17 protein-coding genes are annotated in these 17390 nt (G+C 39.5%); 8 read left to right on the top strand and 9 right to left on the bottom strand.

All coding sequences use genetic code 11. From position 1 onward, the window contains the following. Positions 1-28: 28 nt before the first annotated feature. On the bottom strand, positions 29-715 hold the full coding sequence (locus IAE19_RS05165; protein WP_200459878.1) for a hydrolase: 687 nt from the start codon (positions 713-715) through the stop codon (positions 29-31). Positions 716-1073: 358 nt separating this feature from the next. On the opposite strand from IAE19_RS05165, the gene IAE19_RS05160 reads away from it, so the two are divergent. From IAE19_RS05160 to IAE19_RS05150, 3 genes are all read left to right on the top strand, one after another. After that, the gene (locus IAE19_RS05160) at positions 1074-1970 is read left to right on the top strand and encodes a LysR family transcriptional regulator (protein ID WP_200459877.1); all 897 of its coding nucleotides are present in this window, start codon (positions 1074-1076) and stop codon (positions 1968-1970) included. 205 nt (positions 1971-2175) lie between these two features. Next, complete coding sequence (gene mrcB / locus IAE19_RS05155; protein ID WP_200459876.1) at positions 2176-4575, top strand: penicillin-binding protein 1B; 2400 nt, start codon at positions 2176-2178, stop codon at positions 4573-4575. A 29-nt stretch (positions 4576-4604) separates the two neighbouring features. Then, positions 4605-5159, top strand: a complete 555-nt coding sequence (locus tag IAE19_RS05150; RefSeq protein ID WP_200459875.1) for a tetratricopeptide repeat protein — start codon at positions 4605-4607, stop codon at positions 5157-5159. Between the two features lie 35 nt (positions 5160-5194). Here IAE19_RS05150 and IAE19_RS05145 read toward each other — a convergent pair whose 3' ends face one another. Next, complete coding sequence (locus tag IAE19_RS05145; protein WP_200459874.1) at positions 5195-6091, bottom strand: NUDIX domain-containing protein; 897 nt, start codon at positions 6089-6091, stop codon at positions 5195-5197. A 137-nt stretch (positions 6092-6228) separates the two neighbouring features. On the opposite strand from IAE19_RS05145, the gene hemP reads away from it, so the two are divergent. Next, the gene (gene hemP / locus IAE19_RS05140) at positions 6229-6399 is read left to right on the top strand and encodes a hemin uptake protein HemP (protein WP_004989761.1); all 171 of its coding nucleotides are present in this window, start codon (positions 6229-6231) and stop codon (positions 6397-6399) included. Positions 6400-6546: 147 nt separating this feature from the next. Here the strand turns inward: hemP and IAE19_RS05135 are convergent, their stop codons facing one another. From IAE19_RS05135 to IAE19_RS05120, 4 genes are all read right to left on the bottom strand, one after another. After that, positions 6547-7899 carry an ATP-binding protein gene (locus tag IAE19_RS05135; protein ID WP_200459873.1) on the bottom strand — a complete coding sequence of 451 codons (1353 nt, stop codon included), beginning with the start codon at positions 7897-7899 and terminating at the stop codon, positions 6547-6549. 3 nt (positions 7900-7902) lie between these two features. Further along, a complete protein-coding gene (locus tag IAE19_RS05130; protein ID WP_200459872.1) occupies positions 7903-8559 on the bottom strand; it encodes a response regulator transcription factor in 657 nt (218 codons plus the stop codon). Positions 8560-8674: 115 nt separating this feature from the next. After that, complete coding sequence (locus IAE19_RS05125) at positions 8675-9028, bottom strand: NirD/YgiW/YdeI family stress tolerance protein (RefSeq protein ID WP_200459871.1); 354 nt, start codon at positions 9026-9028, stop codon at positions 8675-8677. A gap of 90 nt (positions 9029-9118) precedes the next feature. Beyond that, positions 9119-10876, bottom strand: a complete 1758-nt coding sequence (locus IAE19_RS05120) for a GspE/PulE family protein (RefSeq protein WP_200459870.1) — start codon at positions 10874-10876, stop codon at positions 9119-9121. Between the two features lie 146 nt (positions 10877-11022). Here IAE19_RS05120 and IAE19_RS05115 point away from each other — a divergent pair, with 146 nt between their 5' ends. Next, positions 11023-11982, top strand: coding sequence for a sensor domain-containing diguanylate cyclase (locus IAE19_RS05115; protein WP_200459869.1), 960 nt, complete (start codon positions 11023-11025; stop codon positions 11980-11982). Here the strand turns inward: IAE19_RS05115 and tsaA are convergent. Further along, positions 11963-12685: a tRNA (N6-threonylcarbamoyladenosine(37)-N6)-methyltransferase TrmO gene (gene tsaA / locus IAE19_RS05110; RefSeq protein ID WP_200460267.1), complete on the bottom strand. Its 723-nt coding sequence runs from the start codon at positions 12683-12685 to the stop codon at positions 11963-11965. The two genes, IAE19_RS05115 and tsaA, sit on opposite strands and share 20 nt — an antisense overlap. 104 nt (positions 12686-12789) lie before the next feature. On the opposite strand from tsaA, the gene IAE19_RS05105 reads away from it, so the two are divergent. Then, a complete protein-coding gene (locus IAE19_RS05105; RefSeq protein WP_004989772.1) occupies positions 12790-13569 on the top strand; it encodes a ferredoxin--NADP reductase in 780 nt (259 codons plus the stop codon). Positions 13570-13644: 75 nt separating this feature from the next. Here IAE19_RS05105 and IAE19_RS05100 read toward each other — a convergent pair whose 3' ends face one another. Further along, on the bottom strand, positions 13645-14466 hold the full coding sequence (locus tag IAE19_RS05100; RefSeq protein ID WP_200459868.1) for a DODA-type extradiol aromatic ring-opening family dioxygenase: 822 nt from the start codon (positions 14464-14466) through the stop codon (positions 13645-13647). Positions 14467-14659: 193 nt separating this feature from the next. Between IAE19_RS05100 and yegQ the strand changes: the two genes are divergently transcribed. Further along, positions 14660-16027 (top strand): tRNA 5-hydroxyuridine modification protein YegQ, encoded by a 1368-nt coding sequence (gene yegQ / locus IAE19_RS05095; protein ID WP_200459867.1) that lies wholly within the window; start codon positions 14660-14662, stop codon positions 16025-16027. 2 nt (positions 16028-16029) lie between these two features. Then, on the top strand, positions 16030-16284 hold the full coding sequence (locus tag IAE19_RS05090; protein ID WP_200459866.1) for a YfhL family 4Fe-4S dicluster ferredoxin: 255 nt from the start codon (positions 16030-16032) through the stop codon (positions 16282-16284). Positions 16285-16399: 115 nt separating this feature from the next. Here the strand turns inward: IAE19_RS05090 and ahpF are convergent. Beyond that, the coding region (ahpF, locus tag IAE19_RS05085; RefSeq protein WP_200459865.1) for an alkyl hydroperoxide reductase subunit F at positions 16400-17390 on the bottom strand (991 nt) is incomplete at its 5' end.

Here is a 17390-nt window from a genome sequence, read left to right as displayed (position 1 = left end):
CTCTACCCTTAATTTGATATGGAACGTATTATTTTGCAGGAACTGGAGCAAGTACTTCATGCTTGGATTGAGTGCGCTCAGGCGTCTTATGTACCATTGTATAAGCATAATCAACACCCATACCATATGCACCAGAATGCTCACGTACAATATTCATAACGGCATCATAAGTATCACGATGTGCCCAGTCACGTTGCCATTCAAGCAATACTTGTTGCCAAGTCACAGGGACAACACCTGCCTGAATCATACGTTGCATTGAATAATCATGCGCTTCTTTAGATGTGCCACCTGAAGCATCTGCAACCATATAAATTTCATAGCCCCCTTCAAGCATGGCACCAAAAGCAAATGTGTTATTACACACCTCTGTCCATAAACCAGAAACCACAATTTTTTTACGATTATTTTTGGCAAGTGAGTCACGAACTTTCTGATCGTCCCACGAGTTCATTGATGTACGTTCTAATAGGGGTGCATCTGGAAATACATCCAGTAATTCAGGATAAGTGTGCCCAGAAAAACTTTCAGTTTCTACAGTCGTAATTGTAACTGGGATATTAAATACTTTCACAGCCTTAGCTAAACCCACGGTATTATTTTTCAAAACTTGACGGTCAATAGATTGTACGCCAAAAGCCATTTGTGGCTGGTGATCAATAAAAATAACTTGACAATTATTTGGTGAAAGTTGTTCTAGTAAAGATGTATTCATCAGTTTATACCGCCGTTATTGTTTCTGTACGTGTATTAATTCAGAAAAACCTGTAAAAACATACGTCCAAATTTAAGAAAGTGTTTATTTGTTTCTCATACAATCAAAATATATTTATGGTGTAATCTAGCGTCATTGTTAAGTTTATGTTTACGTTCAAATGCAGGTTAGTTTTGTTCAATTATTTTAGCCACGCTCAAATCTCGGCCAATTTAATTCATCAGATATCTGATTAGACTGACCAGCAGACTTAAATTCGCCGTATCTAAGTAAAATAATTTATATTTGCCTACTTATGAATGATGTTTAATTTTTGTACGTTCAATGTTTTTATTTTAGCCTTTTATAGATTTTTAAAATGGACCGACTCGATTGTATTTTAAGCTTTGTTAGTGTGGTAGAACAGGGCAATTTTAGTAAAGCAGCCCAATACCAGAACCTATCCAGAGATATGGTCGCCAAGCGCATCGCCTATCTTGAAAATAATTTAAAGGCAACATTATTTCATCGTACCACCCGGACGATGCGCCTTACCCCATCGGGCGAAACTTTATATAAACATAGTAAAGTGATCATAAGCGAACTGGATTGGGTCAAATACGAATTATCCTATAATCAACAATATCCCGCTGGAGAATTAAAAGTTAATGCTCCGCTTTCGTTTAGTCATCTCATTTTAAAAGATTTATTTGTCAAATTTCAAAATCAATATCCTGAAATACGCATTAATTTAACTCTGACCGATCATCATCTCGATATGGCCAGTGGCGATTTTGATTTAACCTTGAGAATCAGTGAAAAGATTGATAGTTCATATAAAAGCAGAAACTTTCTATCCATTGATCGATACTTTTATGCCACACCCGAATATCTAAAAACCTATGGTTATCCCTCACATATTGAAGATCTTAAGCACCATAAAGTTCTAAGTTATAGTATTAATGAACAATTACCCAAATTTAAATTTAAAAAAGATTCTCAGGACATCAATGTTGAATACTTGCCTACATTTATTTGTAATAATGGCGATTTCTTACTGGATCTCTGTCTTGCGCATAAAGGAATTTCTTTTTTACCCGAATTTATCGTGCAATCTTATGTGGAAAATGGTCAATTAGTTCGCTGTTTCCTTGATTATAGCTGTGAACCCATTTGTTTTCATGCTTTATGGCCTGCTAGTCAACAATTGCTTCCCAAAAAAGTTCGACTTTTTATAGATTTTCTAGCCAGCCAATTCGAAGACTATCCAAAATAACTTTATGAATAAAATGTGGTTATTCTGCTAAAATAGATCTTTCAAATCTTCACACCAGTTGGAGTAAAGTCTTTGAAAAAGTGAAGTAGATCATCGCCTTTTGCATAAATAATGAGTTTTTTAGCTCATTCACAGATTTATCATTGCAAAATATATGAAAGCTATCGCATGATTAGCACACTTTGTTGGCTTTTATGACAGATTTATGAAGTTTGAACGTGGCATTGGCTTTTTTGCGCTTATTTTTTCAGTCATCATTATTGGTGTTTTTTTAGCTTTTAGTATCTATTTAATCCGCCTTGATAATGTGATCCGCGATAAATTTGAAGGACAACGCTGGGATATCCCTGCCAAAGTTTTTGCACGGCCTTTAGAACTTTATACCAATGCCCCTGTCAGCCAGAATGATTTTAGTCAGGAACTTGGATTACTCGGCTATAAAAATGCCCAAAATTATACCAAGTCTGGTAGTTACGTGGTTCAGGGCAATACCATGTATGTTCACACGCGCGGTTTTGACTTTGGAGATAGTACTGAACCTGAGCAAGTTTTGCAGGTGTCATTCACCAATGATCAAATTGCGGATATTCGTGCAACTAAACCGTCTTCCACAGGTATCGCTCGACTTGAGCCGTTATTAATTGGGGGAATCTATCCTCAACATAATGAAGATCGGGTACTGATTAAACTAGACAAAGTACCAAAGACATTAATTGAAGCACTGGTTGCAACTGAAGATCGTAATTTTTATAGTCACCACGGTATTTCTGTACGAGGTACTGCACGTGCTTTGGTCAGTAACGTAACAGGCGGAAGACGTCAGGGCGGATCTACCCTCACCCAGCAATTGGTTAAAAATTTCTATCTTAGTCCTGAGCGCACACTAAAACGTAAAGCCAATGAAGCGTTTATGGCGATGTTGCTTGAGTTACATTATAGCAAAGATGAAATTTTGGAGGCTTATTTAAACGAAGTAAATCTCGGGCAAAATGGCAGTTACTCAATTAATGGGTATGGTCTGGCCTCACAGTTTTATTTTGGTTTGCCATTACGTGAACTAAATATTGCCCAACAGGCCTATCTGGTAGGTCTGGTACAAGGTCCATCTCTATATAATCCTTGGCGTAATCCTGAGGCAGCACTCAAACGCCGTAATATTGTATTAAATAATATGTTGGTCATGGGCTATTTGACTCAAGATCAATATGAAAAAGAGAGTGCTCGTCCTTTAGGCGTGGTTTCAAAACCAAGTCTTGGCCCAGCGAAATTTCCAGATTTTCTGGATATCGTACGTCGTCAGCTACGTTCAGAATATCAGGAAAACGACCTTACCAATCAGGGCTTACGCATTTTCACCACACTTGATCCAATTGCACAGACGCGCATTCAGGATGCGTTCAAATCCAGTGTTGAACAAATTGCAAAACGTAATCCAGCACGTCTTAAAGACCTACAGGGCGCTGTTTTGGTGGAACATCCTGAAAATGGAGAACTGATTGCGGCTGTAGGTTCGACCCAAGACTTTACGGGTTTTAACCGTGCTGTTGATGCAAAACGACAAGTAGGTTCTTTGCTTAAACCTGTAATTTATCTAAATGCGATTGAGTCTGGACGTTATAATTGGGCCAGTCAGATTCAGGATGCTGCCGTCAATATCCCTGTCGGCGGTGATAAAAGCTGGACACCGAAAAATTATAGCGGTGGCGAACATGGCGTAGTCACTTTACAACAGGCATTGGCGAACTCGTATAACCTTTCGGCGGTACGTTTAGGTCAGGAATTTGGTTTATCTGCTTTCACTAATAATCTGAAAAAGTTCGGCGTAACCTCAGATATTCCTAATTATCCTTCTGCGTTTTTGGGTGCTATAAATATGTCGCCTATGGAAATGTTGAGTATTTACGGTAACTTTGCGACAGGTGGTTTTAAATATCCAACCCGCGCCATTCGCTCAGTAGTCGATGCAAACGGTCATGTCCTTGAACGTTTTGGTTTAAATGTTCAACAAACCATTGATCCTTCAGCTGCGTATATTTTAAATTACGGCTTACAACAAGTTATGCGCTCTGGGACAGGTAAAGCAGCTTATAGTAGCTTATCATCTGATCTAAATTTGGCAGGTAAATCAGGCACAACCAATGATACACGTGATTCATGGTTTGCAGGCTATTCAGGCAATCATCTTGCTGTGGTCTGGTTAGGTTTAGATGATAATAAAGTCACAGGTTTAACCGGTTCCTCAGGTGCCCTACCTGTCTGGACCAATGTCATGAAACAATTGCGCCAGCAACCCGTCAATTTACGTCAGACGGATGATGTGCAATGGCAATGGATTGACTCAGCCACGGGTAACTTATCTGCTCAGGGGTGTGAAGGTGCCATGTACATTCCTATGCTGCGCCATACTGTACCTCGTCAGGCAACAATGTGTGGATTACCGCATTATCAGGTTGAACCGGCTTACAATTCTGATACGGAAAATGGTGATACAAATCCATCATCAAACGATAGCATCGACAACTATATTCGTGACAGTGAAGATCAAATGCAAAATGATCTCTCAAATAATCGCGTAATTTCAAGTGGTAGTTATTCAAATCAATGATGTGGACAGGTCAAAGAGATTTTAAAGATATGTGGAAGCAAGGTTTTTTAGCATTAACAGTCGTTTCTTTTGTGGGATGCTCGACATTCCCTTTACATGAAGAACCAAAGAAAGTGCCGCCAAAGCCTGCTGAACCCACAAAAAAAACCATAGAAACTCCGGATGGCGTTAAAATCACCCCCTATGAACAGGAAGAAATCAAACGCAAGCAAATGCGAGTCGTAGTTCCTGAACAAAAGGCCAAACAACAATTTAATGATGGACGATCACTACCTGCATTTAAAAATCTGATCCAGCAAACCCAGACAGCCTATAGCCAAAAAAAATGGGATGATGCTGAGCGCTTTGCTTTACAAGCTCAGCGTTTAGCACCTCAAGCGGCTGAAACTTTTATGTATCTGGCTTTAGTTGCCAATCAAAAAAGACAATATAACTCTGCTGAATCACTGGCACGTCGTGGTTTAAGTTATGCCCAATCTGCTCCAATGAAAAAGCAACTTTGGCAGGCAATTTTAGTCGCGGGTCAAAAACAAAATAATGCACAAACTGTGCAACAGGCTCAACAGGCCTTAAAATCACTTTAAGGCCCTGATGTTCTTTAACTTACTTATTACAATGATTAGAAATTTCGAATGCCTGCTATGCCATAAGCTCCATGTAACTGTGCTTGAGCTAAATCATTGGGATGTAAACCGCCCAGTGCAAAAACCAATACTTGGCTCTGTTTGCTCCATTCTTCCAACTGGGTCCATCCAAGTGCTTTAGTATGTGGATGGGTTTGTGTTGGCTGAATCGGACTCACAAACACGGCTTCACAGCCGATTTGTTCAGCATGCTGTAAGGCAACTAAATCATGACAAGCTGCAATATAACGTTTGCCTAACTCTAGATCGCCTTTTTTAAACTGCATAAGTTGATGCTGCTTCAAATGTAGCGTTTTAATCAATGGCTTTAAATCGTCACTTAATTGCTGATAGTGCTCATCATTTAAAATCAGTTTTGTTAAATCATCTGCTGAATAGGTGTGTAAAACATCCCGCTGAAACTGCTCTGCATCCACTCTCCAATAAAAAAGTGAATCAGCATGGGGTTGAAATTCAGATAATTTATCGCCAATTTTGATAAAATGTGACCAGAACAAACGCTGAAGAATAGTATCATTGGCTTTAGGAAAATTGAGCTGCATGAGTTGATCACGATGATACCATGTCCACGGTTGCTGGATCAGAGTAAGTAAATCATCAGGAACGTAAGCATAAAACAAATGGAGATAAACTATAATATCTTCATATTCATGCTGAATTCGATCAAAGGCATACCATTGCTTTATCCCAATTCCAACTTCTTCATAAATCTCACGACGACACGCATCCTCAGGACTTTCCCCTGATTCCACCTTTCCACCCGGAAATTCATATTTATTTCCCTGATGTTGTTTGGCTTCACGCCAGCCCACCAGTACTTTTCCATGATGCAGTAGTAATCCAATGGCGATGTCGATCACAGGTTTTGACATAGATTTAGAGCTTCCTTAATTTTACTCAAGTGTAAGCAAATTTTATTTTTTATAAAATATTCAAATTTTGATTGACAGGCCTATTCGATAATGATTATCATTTAAATCGTTAAATAAAACACCACGGAGCACAACAAATGAACGCACCTTTTAACCTATTTACCCGTAGCAACGAAACAGCCCAATCTTTGCCAATGTTGCATTCAAACAATCTATTTGCCCTAGGTCGTGAAATTCGCATTATGCATGCAGGTGAAGAATATCGTTTACGTTTGACCCGCAATAACCGTTTGATTTTGACAAAATAATAAGAATAATCGTCTAAAATAATAATACTCGTGGGCAAATACAATATATAAACAGTATGGTTTTACCATACTGTTTTTCTTTAATCTCATATCTGAATTTCGAGATATAAAATTTTCCAAATCATTTATGCTGTTTAGAAATTAGCTTTAACATTCTGCTATATCAAAAATTAACTCAACCTCGAGTCCCCCATTTGGATTGGGATAGAAGTTTAGCTTTGCCTGATGCAGTAGCACAATTTTTTGAGTAATGGAAAGTCCAAGTCCTGTCCCCTGTTGTCCTGTTCCCAATCCTCTAAAAAAACGTTGGCCTAAACGCTCCATAACCTGTGGAGTAATTTTTTCACCGTCATTATGAATATTTAAACGTAGCTTTCCTGAATACTGCTGCATATTTTCCAGATGAATGTAGACTTTTGAGTGATAAGGCGAATATCGAATCGCATTATCAAGTAAATTGCGTAGACAGGTAAATATAAGCTCATGATTTGCCTTTATCTGTGTTTGCTGCGCATTACAATCCAAAATAATTTCAATATTTTTATCGTGTGCAAATAAAGACAATGCTTCTATCACTTCAAGCAGGATCTCATCCAGCATTAACAGATGCTTTATGAGTCCTTGTTCTTGAGCGGGATCAAGACGCGCTAAAAGCAATAAATTTTCCAGAACTTGTGTACTTCGATTTACATCATTTTGAATCTGGATCAAATCCTGTTTCAGCGCAGGTTTATCATTATATTTGCGTTGTATCAACTGTAAACGCATTTGTATTGCAGATAAAGGCGAACGTAATTCATGGGATGCATCAGCAGTAAATGATTGCTGTGCCAAAAGTGCCCGCTCCAGCCGTTGCAATAATTGATTTAAAGAATCGATTACAGGTTCAATTTCTAAGGGAGTTTGCATCATACTAATTGGCTGTAAATCATGTGCAGACTTTGTCGCAATGGAATGAGATAAATGGTGTAAAGGTGCTAAATCACGTCGAATCCCCCAACGAATGAGTCCCCATTGCAATAGCCACAAAACGATAAGAACCAGAAAATACCCCATTAGGCTTTGCCAAATTTCATCAAATCGTGTGGATAACGGCTGTATCACAACAGATTTAAGTTCTGCTTGGGTTTTGTCCTGACGATAAATACGCCAAATCTGTCCGTCCTGCCAAACCAGAGAAAAATCTGTTTTAAAATTCCACTGAAGTGGTAGTGAATCATGTTCTTTGGATTGTGTGAGCAGCTTATTATTCCAGTACAACGCATATTGAAGATCAAATTCATCACTTAATTCATCCAGTTGTTGACCTGAAGGTAAATGTCGGTCTGAAAGAAGCAACATATCTGACACTTCATCCATGATCTCATCTTGTACTTTCATGTTGTGATAACACGTTAGAAATATCAGCAAAGCAAAAGCAGTTATGCCTGCGATGACACTACTCCATACGGTTGTTTTGATGATTTTTGACTGTAACGAAACAGAAACTGGTCGATTCATAAATTATTCGCCCATTCGATAACCAAGACCACGTATGGTCTTAATTAAAGTCGCACCAATTTTTTTTCGTAACTGATAAATATAAACTTCAATTGCATTACTCTCGATTTCCTCACCCCATGCATAAAGTGACTCTTCCAGTTGCTCACGCGTTACAATTCGCTCAGGATATTGCATCAATTTATATAAAATCTGAAACTCCCTCGCCGTTAAATCCATGACATCTTGATCACGGCGTACAGTTTTGGCCTTTGTATCTAGCGTTAATTGCTTCCACTCCAAAATATGGCTATTAACCTGTTGTTGGGTACGCAACTTGGCGCGTATTCGGGCAGATAACTCTTCCAGACTAAACGGTTTAATCAAATAATCATTTGCTCCCAAATCAAGTCCTTTAACCCGATCCTGAATACTATCTTTTGCGGTAATAAAAATGACAGGGGTCGCAGCTTGGTGTTTACGCAAAGCAATTAGCACTTCATCGCCTGTAGAGTTAGGTAAGCCCCGATCTAGCAAAATACAGTCATATTGGTGCTGTTCAATTGCTGCAATGGCGTAATCTCCTCGCTCAACCCAATCCACATGATAACCATCCATTTCTAACCACGATTGGATGCTCTCTGCCTGAGAACGGTCATCTTCTGCCACTAATATACGCATGCTGCTTCTCAAATAAGAAATAGGTAAATGGGTCTTTTTTCACTATAAAATAAAAAACTGCATATCCAAATAGACATGCAGTTTATGAAAAAGAAGATTTGCCTAAAATATAAAGTTAAAATTCAACCGCATCTACATCAATTTCAACCCGTTTCAATGGTTTATGATCAATATCCACTTCTCCGATTAAAGTTACCGTTGTAGTCGGAGAAATAGCACGTCCCTGCCATAACTCATCATCGACATCGATAGTAATCGTACCTGTCGAATCGCGGAATTGATATTTTTCATCTCCCAAAGATTTTACGACCTGCCCTTTGAGCTTAACTGGGGTATCATCTTTAAAACTCAAAGCCTGTTTTACACTACTTATTTTTGTAGGTGCTAAAGCAGATTGATTTACGGGCACTTGAGCAGATACATAACCCGTTGTGATTAAAGCTGCTGCCATTAGGATATTACGCATCATGTTGATTCCCTCATTCAGGTTGTTTATTTGCTATAAATAATTTAACCAAACAAGATGAGGTGAATCTTAGGAAAGACATAATTAGGCGATTTAACTTAAAGGTACTACACGCAGAACTTCTTCCAAAGTTGTAACACCCTCTATCACTTTACGCGCACCTGCAATCCGTAGTGGCTCTACACCTTCTTTCTTGGTCTGTGCACGTAATTCATTTAAGGTGGCATGAGCACTAATCAAATGCTTCACTTCCGTACTCACAGGCATAAACTCATAAATGCCAACTCGCCCTTTATACCCTGTATTACGACAGGCTTCACAACCAACTGCCTGATATACTGTATCTGGCATATCCATAATATAGTCAAAAGTCAAATGTTCCCATTCTTGTTCATTAATCTGGGTTTGTTGTTTGCAGTGTGGACATAACTTACGTACTAGCCGCTGTGCCAATACCCCTAAGATGGTGGCAGCCGTTAAAAATGGTTGAACGCCTAGATCATGTAAACGGGTCAAACTTGATGGTGCATCATTGGTGTGCAAAGTAGAAAGCACCAGATGACCTGTTAATGCGGCTTGTATGGCCATATTGGCCGTATCTTGATCACGTACCTCACCCACCATAATAATGTCTGGATCCTGACGCATCAAAGCCCGAACACCATCGGCAAAACCCAACTCAATGGCTGGGTTGACTTGCATCTGGTTAAAACTAGGCTCTAGCATTTCAATCGGGTCTTCAATAGTACACACATTGACCTGTTCGGTAGCAAGTTGCTTTAAAGAGGAATAGAGCGTGGTGGTTTTACCTGAACCTGTTGGGCCTGTGACCAAAATAATCCCATGACTATGCTGCGTCAGCGTATTCCAGTCATCGAGTAAACGTCCTTCAAAACCCAATTGCTGAAAACTACGTACCAAGACTTCTGGATCAAAAATACGCATCACCATTTTTTCACCAAATGCAGTAGGTAAAGTCGATAGACGCAGTTCTGTTTCTTGTCCTTTAGGCGTTCGAGTTTTTAAGCGCCCGTCTTGTGGTTTACGTTTTTCCGCAACATTGAGCCGACCCAAGATTTTAATACGCGCGATCACTGCGGTTAAAGTATTAGCCGGCATGTTATAAATGGTATGCAACACGCCATCAATACGAAAACGAACCTTACCTGTATCCTTACGTGGTTCAAGATGAATATCACTTGCACCCTGTTCAAAGGCAAACTGCAACACCCAATCGACCAGCTTGACGATATGTTGGTCATTGGCATCAGGCGTTTGCGTATCACCGAGTTGCAAAAGTGCTTCCACACCTTTATTTTCCCGCTCATAACTTCCTGAGTTTTGCGATGAATTAACCGCGCGACTCACCTGATAATATTCCACCAGATAACGATGCAATTGCTCGGGATTCAAAATCACTCGTTCAATTTTCTTTGGATTCAGACTACGCTCAAGATTGACTTGCCAATCTGTCATAAACGGCTGATCGGTTCCAATCAAAATCGAATCTGCCCTAACTTCGACAGCCAAGATTTTATTACGTAAAGCGAATTCCTGTGACATCACCGATGTCAGTTTACCTACATCTGCTTTTAATGGATCAATCACATAAAATGCCAAACCTGCTTTTTCAGCAAGCCACTGACTCAAACGAGTGGTATTTAAAATTTTCTCAGGCGCTTGCTGATCTTTCAGATTGAATTGCGCAATCCATTGAATAGGATGCCATTTCAATTGATCTTTTTGTCGATGTGTCGTTTGAATCAATAATTTTTCACGCTCTGTAATGCGTCCGTCTTTTAATAATTGTTCTAAACACCAAACCGTATCGATTTCAAAATTAAACTTCATTGTTCTACCCCAAACACTCTATCCAATATAGCAGAGTTCATTTGCAATGTATTTTTTTAGTCCGTGAAATTAGGGATATGCATCATCTAAAATTTGTTTTAAAGTGCCATCAGTATCAGGAAAATACCCAAATCATAGGCGGCTAAATGAGTTCTATTGCATTTAAAAACTTTCATGACGCAGGACATGCGGTACTGCATTTTTTACATCAAAAATTTGGTTTTGATTTATGGATGATCACACGTGTCGAGGGGAATGACTGGATTGTATTGCAATCTGAAGATCATGGTTATGATGTAAAATCAGGGCGGGTTTTTAACTGGGCAGATTCATTCTGTTCACATATGGTATTGGGTCATGCTCCTCGTATTGCACCACGTTCAGAAGATATTCCTTTATATGCTTCTGCACCCATTGCTCAACAAGTCAATATTAAATCCTATATTGGGCAACCTTTGGTTAAAGAAGATGGAACTCTCTTTGGAACCTTATGCGCGATTGATCCGGAACCAAAATCTGAAGCGATTATTGAAGATGGTGGATTAGTCGAATTATTTGGTAATTTACTTAGCCATATTTTACAACGCGAGATTCGTGAAAATGAACAAATCCGTTTGCATGAACGCCTACAAAATGAAGCCATAATTGATGCCATGACAGGTATCTATAATCGGCGCGGCTGGAATCAGTTTATTTGCATTGAAGAAGAACGTTGTAAAATCTATGGACATCCTGCTGCCGTTGTGATCGTTGATCTCAATGGATTAAAAGCAATTAATGATCAACAAGGGCACGCTGAGGGCGATCGTTTTATTGAACAGGCCGCGTCTATTTTAAGAAAATCATTACGTCAGGAAGATTTACTTGCCCGCTTAGGAGGCGATGAATTTGGAATCTTGATACTCGGTCATGATCAAGAGCATCTGGAACAATTAAAACAACGCTTACTTGAGCATTTGGCAAATGCTCAAATCAGTGCTGCGATTGGTTATGCCCTGCGTCACCCAAGTCACGGACTGGAACACGCGTGTAAAGATGCCGACCAGCAAATGTATATTCATAAGCGTCATGCAAAATCCAATCAAGTTAAGGGTCTAACTGATTAAAATCGATAATTTCGATATATTCCTGATTTACGCTAAAACTGATATCAAACTGAGCAAATTTCATCTTATAAACTCGGTAAATATCATCTTGATAAGCAGGACGGGGATCCAAAGATAAAACCTGCTCTAATTCCTCAATTAATTGCGGAGTAAGTTGCTGCGTTTGCATAAAAATTTGTTGCTGTCGTAACGCCTCTGCCTTCCAACATACTTGTTTTCTTTCAGGCTCAAGATGGGCATAGCCACTTTGCGCATTTTCGATGGCATCCGAATAATGAATATAAGGTTTAATATCCAAAATAGGAGTTCCATCAAGTAAATCACTACCTGTGACATAGATTCTAAGTCCTTTGCCCACTTTTTCAATAGATTTAAATTGCACCACAGATAAACCAATAGGTGCAGGTCGATACATACTACGCGTTGCAAACACACCTATTTTTTTATTTCCACCCAACCGCGGTGGGCGCACTTGCGGACGAAACTTTTCGGTCTCATGTTGGTTTTTATTTTCATGAAACTGCCAGATCAACCATAAATGGCTAAACTCCTCTATTCCATCAAAAGCCAATCTAACATTGTACGGTTCATACATTTCAATATAAGACTGTACCTGTACCAGATTAGGCTGGCGTGGAATACCAAACTTTTCACGATAAGGTGAATGCATGCTGCCGATGATTGGCAAATTTACAGAGGTCATCATCACTTTTTCTTATAAACACAATTAAATATATTCAGTTTATCGAGAATGATTTTAGATTAGAATAGCAACCTGTTTTCTTTTGATCGTGATTGAGATCTTTAATGGCTGCTTTTAATGTTGAACGCATCACCCATGTTCACCACTGGAATGACACTCTTTTTAGTTTTAAAACAACACGCGATACCGCACTACGTTTTAAAAATGGTCAGTTCGTCATGATCGGGCTTGAGGTCAATGGCAAACCATTAATGCGCGCCTATTCGATTGCCAGTGCCAACTACGAAGAAGAACTAGAGTTTTTCTCAATTAAAGTTCAGGACGGTCCATTAACGTCTATTTTACAAAAAGTTCAAGTTGGTGATGAAATTCTGATTTCTAAAAAACCTACTGGCACCTTGGTTCATGACGATATTAATCCGGGTAAAAACCTATATTTCCTTTCTTCAGGAACAGGATTAGCACCATTTTTATCTTTGATTCGTGATCCTGAAACTTACGAAAAATTTGAAAAAGTGATTTTAGTGCATGGTACGCGCTGGATTAGCGAATTAGCTTATCAAGATTTAATTCTGAATGAACTACCAAATAATGAATGGTTTGAAGAATTAGATATCAAAAATAAATTGATATATTACCCAACTGTAACCCGTGAACCATTTGAAAATGAAGGCCGTGTAACAACTGCAATTGAAACGGGGGCTTTATTTGAAAAAATTGGTTTACCACCATTTAATCCAGAAACTGACCGTGCGATGTTATGCGGTAGCCCACATTTCTTAACTGACGTGGCTGCACTTTTAGATAAAGCGGGTTTGAAAGAATCTCCACGTATGGGTGTTTTAGGTGACTATGTCATCGAACGTGCTTTTGTTGAGAAATAATCAAAATTGCTCTAGCGAATGTTAGCCCAATAAATCAAAAAGGTGCCTTTAGTGCACCTTTTTCGTTTTAAACCTCTAATTTATTTCACCCAATGCGAAACTGGAAACAGATAATCCACCCATAAAGTGATCTTCATGGTAATTACGAATCCCCTGTTCATTTTCCGCCGCACCAACAGCAACCATCAAGGGTAATAAGTGTTCTTCACGTGGGTGTGCGACACGTGCAGCAGGAGCAAGTTCCCACCTATTTAGGCGCTCATTACGCTCATTGCCTTGATGTTCAACCACAGTTTCATACAACCATTGGTCGAATGCACGTGATGGTTCAGCAGCATGGGCATTAAACATGCGTAGATTGTGATAGCTTAATCCACTACCAATGATCAAAATATTTTCATCACGCAATGCTACCAAGGCACGTCCTAAAGCAATATGTTGCTCTGGATTAAGTCCTTTTTTCAGAGAAAGTTGTACTACAGGAATATCCGCATCAGGATTGATGACCTGCATAGGAGAAAACATACCATGATCGTAGCCACGCTGTGCATCAGTTGCGACTTGAATGTTCGCTTGTTCCAATAGCTCCACAACACGTTTGGCCAATTCAAATGAACCAGAGGACTCATAATGCACCTGATACGTATGCGCTGGGAACCCTCCATAGTCATAAATCATATCAGGTTGCAAGGCTGTTTGAACTGTAAATTCTGGAGCTTCCCAATGCGCCGAAATCATTAAAATGGCCTTTGGACGTTGAGGCAATGTATTCAATAATCCACGCAATGACTGGGCCAGATTCGCATAAACGCTATTGAGATAATCAGGCATCCACGGCCACGGTCCCCCACCATGTGAAATAAAAAAAACAGGTTGTCGTTGATGAACAGTTGTCATGAAAATCCCCTCAAATGCTGTGTTCTAGCAATATTTTTCTATTTAATAGATTTACTGATGCAACAACAAGGGCAAAAATAGAACAAATCTGCGTATTTTTAGAACGACAATTCTGACTAAAATACTAGGTTGAGCCAAAGCAGGACAGAAACTAAAATAATCACTTATATTTTTTATGCCTTTATAATATTTTATGAAAACTGAGTTACTCTCTCCTGCTGGATCCTTGAAAAATATGCGTTATGCCTTTGCCTATGGCGCAGATGCGGTTTATGCAGGCCAGCCACGTTATAGTTTACGCGTGCGTAATAACGAATTCGATCCTGACAACTTAGAAATAGGTATCAATGAAGCGCATACTCTAGGGAAAAAATTTTATGTGGTCGTCAATATTCAACCACATAACAGCAAACTAAAAAATTTTATTGCAGACTTACACCCGATTATTAAAATGCGACCCGATGCCTTAATCATGTCTGACCCTGGTCTAATTATGTTGGTACGCGAACATTTTCCTGAGATGCCTATTCATCTTTCAGTACAAGCCAATGCGATTAACTGGGCGACAATCAAATTTTGGAAAGATTATGGCTTAACACGTGTCATTCTTTCACGAGAACTTTCTATTGAAGAAATTTCGGAAATACAAACACAAGTACCAGATATTGAACTTGAAGTGTTTGTACATGGTGCATTATGTATGGCCTATTCAGGCCGTTGCCTGCTTTCTGGTTATATGAATAAACGCGATGCCAATCAAGGGGCGTGTACAAATGCCTGTCGTTGGGATTACAAAATTCATGAAGCGATTGAGAATGAGACTGGTGAAGTTATTCCGCTTAAGCAATTTAGTGAAAAGGAAAACTGTTGTAATTCACAAAATGTTCAAATCCCGCGAATGCAACCCGTTTTAGTACAACGTAACGACGAAGATATGTTTGCTGCCGAAGAAGATCAACACGGCACTTATTTTATGAACTCCAAAGATTTAAGAGCAGTTCAACATGTGGAACGCTTAACCCAGATGGGAATCAGTTCCTTAAAAATTGAAGGTCGAACTAAATCTTATTTTTACTGTGCTAGAACTGCTCAAATTTATCGTAAAGCCATTGATGATGCTATCGCGGGGAAACCATTTGATAATAGTTTAATGAGGTTACTCGAAGGGCTGGCTAATCGTGGTTATACCGAAGGTTTTCTGCGTCGTCACGTGCATAGTGACTATCAAAACTATGATGATGGCTCTTCACATTTTGATTATCAGCAGTTTTGCGGTGAAGTGTTAGAACGCAATGGTGACTATATCAAAATTAATGTAAAAAATCGTTTTGATGTAGGAGATTCACTCGAACTTATGACTCCGCAAGGCAATTTTACGTTTATCCTGAATGAAATTCTGGATCGTAACGGCCATCAAATTGATAGTGCCAAGGGCTCAGGTCATATCGTTGACATTCCACTTGACCCTGCCATAAATGTTGAATATGCCCTACTCATTCGTAATTTACCCCATGCTACTGAACAACTTTCTGCGTCAGCATTGGCATTTACTGCGGAGTAATTATGGCCTTACTCATTACAAAAGATTGTATCAACTGTGATATGTGTCTGCCTGAATGCCCTAATAGCGCCATTTTTGAAGGGAAAAAGGTCTATGAAATTGACCCAAATCGTTGTACTGAATGCGTAGGATTTTATCCTGAACCGACCTGTATCGCTGTCTGTCCGATCAACTGTATTGTACTTGATTTAGCTCATATTGAAGATCAGATAACGTTAATGCATAAATTTGAACAGCTCAATATCATTTGTCGTTAAACCAATAAATCATCGCATAAAAAAAAGGAACCTGACTGTTAGAAGATCAAGTTCCTATAAACTCATTTCAAAACTTGCAGGCAAAGGAACCGAAATTCCTTTGCTTTTTTATGAATCAACTATTTCGGATAAGATAATCAAACGCAGAGAGAGAAGCCTTTGCACCTTCACCAGTAGCAATAATAATCTGCTTATAAGGTACAGTGGTACAGTCACCTGCCGCAAATACACCTGCGACATTAGTTTCATTTCGCTCGTTAATGATGATCTCACCACGTCCACTTAACTCAACCGAACCTTTTAAGAAATCTGTATTAGGCAATAAACCAATCTGGACAAAGATTCCTGCCAGCTCAAGGGTCTGTTCTGTATCCGTAGCACGGTCTTTGTATTTCAGACCCGTCACCTGATGACCATCACCGACCACTTCCGTTGAAAGGGCATGGGTAATAATGGTAGCATTTGGCAAACTATTGAGTTTATCCTGCAATACTTGATCGGCACGTAATTTGGTATCAAACTCAACCAAAGTCACATGTTCTACAATTCCTGCCAGATCAATCGCGGCTTCTACACCTGAGTTACCACCGCCAATCACCGCAACTTTTTTGCCTTTAAATAAGGGACCATCACAGTGTGGGCAATAGGCGACTCCACGCGTCGCATATTCTTGTTCACCAGGAACCCCCATTTTTCTCCAGCGTGCACCCGTCGATAAAATCACGGTTTTCGATTCAACCTTTGCTCCATTTTCCAGTTCAACTTCAACCCGACCTGTCGCCGTTTGATCCGCTCCTGTGATTTTACGAACACGTTGCAGATTCATTATATCTACATCGTATTCACGTATATGCGCTTCCATATCGGCAGCAAACTTCGGACCAATGGTTTTTTGTACCGATGTGAAGTTTTCGATATCCATGGTATCCATCACCTGACCACCAAAACGCTCTGCAATCATCCCCGTACGAATACCTTTACGTGCCGCATAGATCGCTGCCGTACCGCCCGCAGGACCAGCACCCACGACCAATACATCAAACGCGTCTTTAGCACTGATTGCTGCTGCATCTTTTTCAGCCGAGTTGCTGTCCAGTTTGGCCACG

Source organism: Acinetobacter sp. S40 (assembly GCF_016624705.1).
In the GTDB taxonomy this organism is placed as follows: Bacteria; Pseudomonadota; Gammaproteobacteria; order Pseudomonadales; family Moraxellaceae; genus Acinetobacter.
This window is presented reverse-complemented; position numbering and strand designations above follow the sequence as displayed.

What these genes read in the sequence shown, in the direction of transcription:
- IAE19_RS05165 (WP_200459878.1), bottom strand. Translation starts at nt 715, where the DNA reads ATGAATACATCTTTACTAGAACAACTTTCACCAAATAATTGTCAAGTT.
- IAE19_RS05160 (WP_200459877.1), top strand. Translation starts at nt 1,074, where the DNA reads ATGGACCGACTCGATTGTATTTTAAGCTTTGTTAGTGTGGTAGAACAG.
- mrcB (WP_200459876.1), top strand. Translation starts at nt 2,176, where the DNA reads ATGAAGTTTGAACGTGGCATTGGCTTTTTTGCGCTTATTTTTTCAGTC.
- IAE19_RS05150 (WP_200459875.1), top strand. Translation starts at nt 4,605, where the DNA reads ATGTGGAAGCAAGGTTTTTTAGCATTAACAGTCGTTTCTTTTGTGGGA.
- IAE19_RS05145 (WP_200459874.1), bottom strand. Translation starts at nt 6,091, where the DNA reads ATGTCAAAACCTGTGATCGACATCGCCATTGGATTACTACTGCATCAT.
- hemP (WP_004989761.1), top strand. Translation starts at nt 6,229, where the DNA reads ATGAACGCACCTTTTAACCTATTTACCCGTAGCAACGAAACAGCCCAA.
- IAE19_RS05135 (WP_200459873.1), bottom strand. Translation starts at nt 7,899, where the DNA reads ATGAATCGACCAGTTTCTGTTTCGTTACAGTCAAAAATCATCAAAACA.
- IAE19_RS05130 (WP_200459872.1), bottom strand. Translation starts at nt 8,559, where the DNA reads ATGCGTATATTAGTGGCAGAAGATGACCGTTCTCAGGCAGAGAGCATC.
- IAE19_RS05125 (WP_200459871.1), bottom strand. Translation starts at nt 9,028, where the DNA reads ATGATGCGTAATATCCTAATGGCAGCAGCTTTAATCACAACGGGTTAT.
- IAE19_RS05120 (WP_200459870.1), bottom strand. Translation starts at nt 10,876, where the DNA reads ATGAAGTTTAATTTTGAAATCGATACGGTTTGGTGTTTAGAACAATTA.
- IAE19_RS05115 (WP_200459869.1), top strand. Translation starts at nt 11,023, where the DNA reads ATGAGTTCTATTGCATTTAAAAACTTTCATGACGCAGGACATGCGGTA.
- tsaA (WP_200460267.1), bottom strand. Translation starts at nt 12,685, where the DNA reads ATGACCTCTGTAAATTTGCCAATCATCGGCAGCATGCATTCACCTTAT.
- IAE19_RS05105 (WP_004989772.1), top strand. Translation starts at nt 12,790, where the DNA reads ATGGCTGCTTTTAATGTTGAACGCATCACCCATGTTCACCACTGGAAT.
- IAE19_RS05100 (WP_200459868.1), bottom strand. Translation starts at nt 14,466, where the DNA reads ATGACAACTGTTCATCAACGACAACCTGTTTTTTTTATTTCACATGGT.
- yegQ (WP_200459867.1), top strand. Translation starts at nt 14,660, where the DNA reads ATGAAAACTGAGTTACTCTCTCCTGCTGGATCCTTGAAAAATATGCGT.
- IAE19_RS05090 (WP_200459866.1), top strand. Translation starts at nt 16,030, where the DNA reads ATGGCCTTACTCATTACAAAAGATTGTATCAACTGTGATATGTGTCTG.